Origin of the sequence: Anaerobacterium chartisolvens (assembly GCF_003337415.1) — a bacterium.
GTDB lineage: Bacteria > Bacillota > Clostridia > Acetivibrionales > DSM-27016 > Anaerobacterium > Anaerobacterium chartisolvens.
The window spans coordinates 60,334-68,745 of sequence record NZ_QPJT01000025.1 but is presented as its reverse complement, the minus strand read 5'-3'; the positions used below and the strand labels follow the sequence as shown (position 1 = coordinate 68,745).

At 47.1% G+C, this 8,412-nt stretch carries 6 protein-coding genes; all 6 read right to left on the bottom strand.

Annotated features, from left to right (window positions below):
* Positions 1–223 precede the first annotated feature (223 nt).
* Positions 224–2,560 carry a carbamoyltransferase HypF gene (gene hypF / locus DFR58_RS17540; protein ID WP_114299157.1) on the bottom strand — a complete coding sequence of 779 codons (2,337 nt, stop codon included), beginning with the start codon at positions 2,558–2,560 and terminating at the stop codon, positions 224–226.
* Entirely contained in the window at positions 2,547–3,488 is a 942-nt protein-coding gene (locus DFR58_RS17535) for a bifunctional riboflavin kinase/FAD synthetase (protein ID WP_114299156.1), read from the bottom strand. Before DFR58_RS17535 ends, hypF begins: the two co-directional genes overlap by 14 nt.
* A 53-nt stretch (positions 3,489–3,541) precedes the next feature.
* On the bottom strand, positions 3,542–4,432 hold the full coding sequence (truB, locus tag DFR58_RS17530; RefSeq protein ID WP_114299155.1) for a tRNA pseudouridine(55) synthase TruB: 891 nt from the start codon (positions 4,430–4,432) through the stop codon (positions 3,542–3,544).
* 18 nt (positions 4,433–4,450) lie between these two features.
* Entirely contained in the window at positions 4,451–5,413 is a 963-nt protein-coding gene (locus tag DFR58_RS17525) for a DHH family phosphoesterase (RefSeq protein WP_242987710.1), read from the bottom strand.
* Positions 5,414–5,440: 27 nt separating this feature from the next.
* Entirely contained in the window at positions 5,441–5,794 is a 354-nt protein-coding gene (rbfA, locus tag DFR58_RS17520; protein ID WP_114299154.1) for a 30S ribosome-binding factor RbfA, read from the bottom strand.
* Positions 5,795–5,940: 146 nt separating this feature from the next.
* Positions 5,941–8,019 (bottom strand): translation initiation factor IF-2, encoded by a 2,079-nt coding sequence (gene infB, locus DFR58_RS22630; RefSeq protein ID WP_423230845.1) that lies wholly within the window; start codon positions 8,017–8,019, stop codon positions 5,941–5,943.
* Between the last annotated feature and the right edge of the window lie 393 nt (positions 8,020–8,412).

Genomic DNA, 8,412 nt, shown 5'->3' with positions numbered 1-8,412 from the left:
GAAAAATAATTATCATGCCAAATCATTTTCATTGTATTATAGAAATCGTAGGGGCAGACCTGCGTGTCTGCCCTTAAATTGCATCCAAACACGGAATATGCAGAAATTCAGGGCAGACACATAGGTCTGCCCCTACCGGTAAATGATATGTAAATATTCTGAAATAAAATTGTGGAAAAATAATTATCATATCCGAATAGATTTTAAACAGACTCTAAAACCCCTACCAGCCTGCAAGCCTTGCAATTGCAATGGCAGCCTGACCCAGACAAATGCCTGCGTCATTTGAGGGCACAGAGCTGTGTATATAGACAGTAAAGCTTGCCTTTTCAAGCTTTGAAATGCATTTTTGCAGCAGCGTCATATTCTGAAAAACGCCTCCGCTCAGTACAACATCATTAATCCCTGTTTTCCTCCTGACATTCATACATCCCTCCAACACTATACCGGCTGCCGTCTCATGAAATTTAGCGGATATTGCCCCCTTAGAAACCCCGCTTAGGACATCCCGCACAATTTCTCTCACAGCAGCCTGCATACACACCTTAAACGGCTGTCCCTCAATAACGGAAAATTCATAGCTGCCCCGGAAGCCGTGATCCATAATGTATTCTAACTCTATAGCCGCCTGTCCCTCATAAGTTATATGAGTTCTCACCCCCGCCAGAGCGGAAACAGCATCAAAAAGCCTGCCCATGCTTGAGGTAAGAGGGCTGTTTATTCCTCTTTCCATCATCTGTCTTAAAGCTGATATATGCCCTGTGTCAATTCCCTTCCATAAGCCCTGCGGTACGGATAAAAAGGCATCGGAAACATCATCTCCCGAGCCAAGCAGGTATGCCAGAGCCATCCTCCAGGGCTGTTTAACAGCCATATCTCCCCCCGGCATTTTCACATATTCTATCTGGCCCATCCTTTTAAAGCCCTTATACCCACCCGCAAAAAACTCTCCTCCCCATATGTTTCCGTCCTCGCCATACCCCGTGCCGTCAAAGGCAACGCCCACAACCTCTCCCGTCAACCCGTTTTCCGCCATGCAGGAGGCTATATGTGCATGATGGTGCTGCACTCCCACGGTATCCTTAAAATCACACTCCATTGCATATTTGGTGGAAAGATAGTCCGGGTGCAGATCATGCGCCACGGCATCGCAGCGTATGCTGAAGATTTTTTTAAAGTGTTCTATCCCCTCCTCAAAGGAGATGAGAGTTTCAAAATTTTTAAGATCCCCTATATGGTGGCTGAGATAGAACTCATCCCCTCTATTTATGCAAAAGGTGCTTTTAAGCTCACCCCCGCATGCCAAAACCGAAGGTACACGAAGCCCCCCTGACAGCAAATTCACGCCGCTGAACTCAACAGGCATTGGAGCATATCCCCTAGAACGCCTTATGATATACTCCTTTCCCATAAATACCCTTGTTACACTATCATCGATCCTGACAAATATCTGCCTGTCATTAGTCAAAATATAATCAGCGATTCCCCTTAAGCTTTCAAATGCCTCCCCATCCCTGTAATAAATGGGCTGATCGCTTAAGTTGCCGCTTGTCATTACCAGCAGATCGGAGGAGGGTGTCCCCACAGGCCCGGTATCATTTAAAACAAGCAAATGAACGGGAGTATAGGGAAGCATTATTCCCAAATGCCGGCTTGCCGGAGCAATGTACTCCGTAAGCCCTGTACCATGCTTTTTTTCTAAAAGTACTATGGGAGCCCTTTGGGATTCCAAAAGCTCCCTTTCCTCAGCACTTATGCGGCAATACCTCAGAGCGGTTTCATAATCCCTCGCCATGAGGGCAAAGGGCTTTTCATCCCTTATTTTTCTGCTTCGCAGCCTAAAGACCGCCTCCTCATTATGGGCATCACAGGCAAGATGATATCCCCCAATGCCCTTTATGGCTATTATCCTTCCGTCGGCAATAAGCCGTCGTGTATAGGACATTATATCATCCGGGAAAATCTCCTTGCCGCTTCCTAAATCGGCAAGCGTAAGCTTAGGGCCGCAGGAATGGCATGAAACAGGCTGTGCATGGTATCTCCTGTCACTCGGGTCTTTATACTCCCTTGCGCACTCACTGCACATATTGAATTCACTCATTGTCGTATTGGGTCTGTCATAGGGTATTTCTTTGACTATAGTAAACCTTGGCCCACAGTGGGTGCAATTTATAAAGGGATACAGATACCTTCTGTCGGAAGGGTCGTAGAGCTCATCCCTGCATTTGCCGCATATGGCTGTGTCGGGAGAAATATATACTTCTCTTTTAAACCCTGCCGCGCTTTGTGCTATTTCAAAGCCTGTATAGCCTGCAGGATCGGCGTTTTCAATGTCGATGCCTTTTACAACGGCAAGAGGAGGCGCCTTGGAGCGTATGGCTTTAACAAGCTCCTCCACGGCAGCCTCCTCTCCCTCTATATCCGCAACCACTCCCTGGCTTACATTATATACCCTTCCCTTCAGCGAAAGCGAGACGGCCTCAGAATACACAAAGGGCCTGAAGCCTACTCCCTGCACAATTCCCCTTACCGTTATAATATATCTTTTATTCCTGCACATTTATATCAAAAAACTCCCTTGCCCTGCGCATGTCAATTTTTATCTGGCCTTTAAGCTGCTCAATGCTTTCAAACTTCTTCTCGTCGCGTATTTTTGAAAGAAAGAATACCTCAATTTTTTTGCCGTATATGTCTTCCTCAAAATCTATTATATGTGTTTCCACGCTGAGCCTCTTGTTATCCTCAAAGGTGGGGTTAAAGCCTATATTTGTTATGCTGTTGTACAGCCTTCCGTCCAAAAGAGTTCTTGTTATATATACTCCCCTCATGGGAAGCACAAGGTAATCCTCGGGGTTTATATTGGCGGTGGGAAAGCCTATGGTATTTCCTACACGCCTGCCGCTCACTACAACGGCAGTAATGGAATAGTGCCTGCCCAGAAGCTTGAATATGTCTTCCATGCTGCTTTTTGCCACCTTGTCCCTTATTTGGGTGCTGCTGATCACCTGATCGTCTATTTTTATGGGGGGTATTATAATTACCTTAAACCCATAAACCCTGCCCAGACTCTTAAGCAGCTCCACATCACCGGCTCCGTTGTATCCAAACCTGTAGTGGAAGCCCGCCACAGCAAGCCTCATCTTCAGCCTTGCCACCAGTACGTCTTTTACAAATGCCTCGGGTGCTATCCTCGAAAACTCCTCATCAAATTTATCAAAATATAAATAATCCAGAGAGGTTTCTCCCAAAAGCTCCACCTTTTTGGCTTCTGTAGTTAAAAGCGGCGTAACAAGCTTTTTTCTCAAAATGTTTCCGGTATGCCTTGTAAAGGTATACACAATCGAATCAAGCCCATTAAGCTTTGATTCCCTTATAAGAGTATTAACGAGAGCCATATGCCCTATATGCAGTCCGTCAAAGTTGCCAAGCCCCACACCCGACTGCCTTTCCATTGCGCTGCTGTCAATATTGCCGTATATTACCTTCATAGCTTATCCCCACCTATATCGTTATCCCCTATTCCTTAGTACCCGTACTCCCTTTAAATAAAAAGCTTTTTGGATTTTAAAAACATTTCCCCGTCGGACTGCATTATTTCCCCGAGCCCTAAAAAAAGCTCTTCCGTACCGTATACCCTTGCTGCCTGCCCTGCTTTAATATCCGCGGCGTTTACAGGTACAGCCGCCCCATTTAAAAACTTTTTTTCACATTCCCTATCCAGATGCAAGGATTTCAGGTGTAAAAACACCTCTTCAGCTCCTGCCAGCATTTGGCCTATTTCGCCCTTTTCAGCCATTGATGCGGCCTCCTCAAGCGTAAGCGCCGAGCCTATATCAAAGCTTCCCGCTCTGGTTCTTATGAGAAAGGACATATGCCCCCCGCACCCCAGATCCCGTCCTATGTCTGAGCACAAAGTCCGTATGTACGTGCCCTTGGAGCAGTCTACATCAAAAAGCACTCTCCCGTTCTCACTCATTTTTATTATTTCAATGGAATATATCTCTACCTCACGCGGCTTCCTCTCTACCGTAATTCCTTTTCTGGCAAGCTCATAAAGCTTCCTTCCGTCTACCTTGACAGCGGAATACATGGGTGGAAGCTGACTGTATTTTCCAACATAGTCCTTCATAACCCTTTCTATTTCATCCGCTCCCGCCACAGCCTCACTTACCGATACTACCCTTCCCGAGGAATCCTGAGTATCTGTCTCAATCCCCAGAGTAAGCTCCGCCCTGTAGCGCTTATCCTTTTCAATTATATATTCAATAGCTCTTGTAGCCTTTCCCACGCATATGGGAAGCACACCCGCCGCGTCAGGATCAAGAGTCCCCGTATGCCCTATTTTTTTTATTTTTAATATGCCCCTTAAGTATGCAACAACGTCAAAAGAGGTCATCCCCGGAGGCTTTATTACATTCAAAATTCCATTCATAGACTTTATTCTCTGCCTTTAATTAGATTTAAGAGCCTTCTCTATGTGTCCTAAAAGCTCAATTTTCAGGTGCTCAACCTCAGCCTTAGCTACAAAGCCCGCCGCCCTTTTATGACCTCCCCCTGAAAATGCCGAGGCAATCTCCGAAACATCTGTGTCGCCGTTGGATCTTAAGTTTACCTTTACCTGTCTATTGCCCTTTTCCCTGATCATTGCGGCAACCTCCACACCCTTTATACTCCTCCCAATATTTACAATTCCCTCGCAGTCTTCCTCAACGGCTCCTGACCTGGCTATCATATCATCCTTAATAACTATAACCGCCACCCTCCCGTTGTCAAAGAGCTCCAGAGCCTTTATCGCTTCTCCCGTCAGTCTTGCCTTTCCAATGGACGTCAGCTCAAAAACTCTGCGGGATATTTCCGATACATTTACACCCTTATCAACCAAATCTGCCGCTATCCTGTGAGTTAAGGCAGTGGTATTGCTAAACCTGAAGCCTCCCGTATCGGTAGATATTGCGGTGTAAAGACAGGTTGCAATGCTGCTGTCGATGCTCTGCTTCAGAAGGCTTATCATATTGTAAATTATTTCGCCTACGGCAGAGGCTTCGGTATCTACATAATTTAAAAGGGCAAACCCGGAATTGGTGTTGTGATGATCTATATTTACCGTTACGCTTCCGACTTCTAACAGCTTGGCCCTGCTCCCCAGCCTTTTTATATCCCCTGTGTCAAGTGCCGCCACAACGTCAAAATGCTTTACATTGCCGTCATATACCTTCACCATGGATCGCCCCGGCAAAAACTCATACATCGCCGGGATCTCCTCCTCAAGGTATACCACCGCCTCCCTGCCCATATTTACAAGCGCCATACACAGCGCAAGGCTTGAGCCGAGGCCGTCTCCGTCAACCGATATATGAGGCATAACGGCAATACTTTTTGCAGCCCTTAACGCTGCAGCTATTTTTTCAAGCAAACCACACCATCCCCCTTACTTTAAAGCCTACTTTTCATCATGCTTTACTGTGTCGTTTATAAGCTTTGACATATATGCGCCATACTCTATGGAGTTATCCAGCTCAAACTGTATTTCGGGAGTATACCTAAGCTGCACTCTATGCCCCAGCTCACGGCGTATAAAGCCTGCCGCACTCTTAAGCGCGCTTATTGCATTCTTTTTATCCTCTTCACTCCCCATTACGCTTACGTATACCTTAGCATACCTTAAATCTCTCGTTACATTTGCAGAGATAATACTTAACAACCCGGGAAGTCTGGGGTCCTTCAGCTCATTCTGAATGATATTGCTGATTTCTCTTTTTACCTCTTCGGATATTCTGCTCGTTCTGTCAACCATAAACAACTCTCCTTACATAATAAAATCAGGTAACAGGCCATAGATATTGCCCCTCTTACAGGCAGGGCAGCAGTAAGCACTCCATTAACAAGAACTGCCCCGGCCCCCATAATAATCTACAGCCCATTACCCTCACACTTTTTACTCTATCTTGCTACTTCCTCCATTGCAAACGCTTCAACTATGTCGCCCTCTTTGATGTCGTTAAACTTTTCTATAGACAGCCCGCACTCAAAGCCTTGAGCCACTTCCTTTACATCATCCTTAAACCTCTTAAGCGACGCGAGCTTTCCTTCACAGACAACAATTCCATCCCGTACAATCCTTACCTCGGAATTTCTGGTAAGCTTGCCGTCAGTAACATAGCTGCCTCCGATTGAGCCTATTCCCGAAACCTTAAATACCTGCCTGATTTCGGCGTGTCCATGTATAACCTCCTTGAAGGTAGGGTCAAGCATTCCTTTCATAGCGGCCTGTATATCCTCAATGGCATTGTAAATAACCCTGTACAGTCTGAGGTCCACTCCGGCATTTTGTGCGGCTTCCGCCACATTAGCCCCCGGCCTTACATTAAAGCCTATTATTATTGCATTGGCAACCTGCGCAAGAGTAACATCTTGCTCTGTTATTGCACCTACCCCGCCATGGATTATTTTAATCCTGACCTCTTCATTGGTAAGCTTCTCCAGAGACTGCTTAACAGCCTCCACCGAGCCCTGGACATCAGCCTTAACTATTATGTTGAGATCCTTTACCTTGCCCTCCTTAATCTGATTAAACAGATCCTCAAGAGAAACCTTTGCACTGGCCTTAAGATGCTGCTCTCTCTGTTTGAGCTTTCTCTTCTCAGCAAGCTGCTTGGCAACCTTCTCATCGGTTATTGCATAAAACGTCTCGCTGGTCTCGGGAACATCCGGCAGCCCCAATATTTCTACAGGTGTTGAAGGCCCCGCCTTTTTAAGCTTCTGCCCCTTATCACCGATCATTGCCCTGATTCTTCCCACTGTAGTGCCGGTAACAATTGAGTCACCCACCTTAAGGGTTCCCCTCTGCACAAGCACAGTGGCAATAGGACCCCTTGCTTTGTCAAGCTGCGCCTCTATAACGGTTCCCTTTGCCTGCTTATTTGGGTTGGCCTTAAGCTCAAGCATGTCTGATACAAGCAGTACCATTTCAAGAAGCGAATCAATATTTTCTCTTTTCTTTGCGGATACGTTTACAAATATAGTATCTCCGCCCCACTCCTCCGATACAAGCCCATACTCCGTAAGCTCCTGCTTAACCTTGTCAGGGTTGGCTCCCGGCTTGTCAATCTTGTTAACGGCAACTATTATTGATACATTGGCAGCCTTTGCATGATTTACCGCCTCTACTGTCTGAGGCATAACCCCGTCGTCGGCAGCCACAACTATTATCGCTATATCGGTAACCTGCGCACCTCTGGCCCTCATTGCCGTAAAGGCTTCATGTCCCGGAGTATCAAGAAAAGTGATATTCCTGTCATTAATTTTGACCATGTATGCGCCTATGTGCTGTGTAATACCCCCTGCCTCGCTTTCAATAACGTTTGTTTCTCTTATTGCATCAAGCAAAGATGTTTTACCGTGATCGACATGCCCCATTACAACAACTACCGGCGGCCTCGGCTCAGTATCTTCGTTTTCCCCGTCCTCACTGTCGTCAAACAGTATGTCTTCCTCGTTAACAACCACTTCCTTTTCAGCCTTTACACCAAATTCATTGGCCACAATGGAAGCAGTGTCAAAATCCAGTTCATTGTTCAGCGTAACCATCATGCCCAGTCCCATAAGCCTTTTGATTACTTCTGTAGAAGTTTTCTTCAGAGACTCGGCAAGATCCTTTACCGTTATGGTTTCGGAAATGGTTATAGAAGTCAGAACAGCCCTGTGGGGAATATGTCTTGGCTGCATCTGTCCTCTTGCATCCTTTTTATTTCTGGACACCCTTCTTACACTTTTAACGCCATCGTCGTTGTAAAATTCCTCAAGCATAAAGTCGTCGGACAAAATTTCAGAGACATCCTTCTTTTGTCCAAAAACCACCTTGTGGCTTTTAAACTTTTTGCCCTTTTCCGCCGCTGCCTGACCCTTGGGAACATCTCTCCTCTGCTCCCTCTTTATGTCCTTATCGACATCCTTATTCTGAAACTCGCGCCTTGCCTCATTGCGCTGTGAGTTTTCCTCTTCCTTCTGTGCAATGGACAAATCAGCCTTTGGAATATCCAGAGACTTTCCTCCCTGCCTGTTGTAGCCTCCCTGCGGGCGGTCTCCCTGCGGCCTGTTATAGCCTCCCTGCGGACGGTCTCCCTGCGGCCTGTTGTAGCCTCCCTGTGGGCGGTCTCCCTGCGGCCTGTTGTAGCCTCCCTGCGGGCGGTCTCCCTGCGGCCTGTTGTAGCCTCCCTGCGGACGGTCTCCCTGCGGCCTGTTGTAGCCTCCCTGCGGACGGTCTCCCTGCGGCCTGTTGTAGCCTCCCTGCGGGCGGTCTCCCTGCGGCCTGTTGTAGCCTCCCTGCGGGCGGTCTCCCTGCGGCCTGTTGTAGCCTCCCTGCGGGCGGTCTCCCTGCGGCCTGTTGTAGCCTCCCTGCGGGCGGTCTCCCTG

Excerpts from the sequence above, each read along its gene's own strand:
- hypF (WP_114299157.1), bottom strand. The coding sequence starts at position 2,560 with ATGTGCAGGAATAAAAGATATATTATAACGGTAAGGGGAATTGTGCAG.
- DFR58_RS17535 (WP_114299156.1), bottom strand. The coding sequence starts at position 3,488 with ATGAAGGTAATATACGGCAATATTGACAGCAGCGCAATGGAAAGGCAG.
- truB (WP_114299155.1), bottom strand. The coding sequence starts at position 4,432 with ATGAATGGAATTTTGAATGTAATAAAGCCTCCGGGGATGACCTCTTTT.
- rbfA (WP_114299154.1), bottom strand. The coding sequence starts at position 5,794 with ATGGTTGACAGAACGAGCAGAATATCCGAAGAGGTAAAAAGAGAAATC.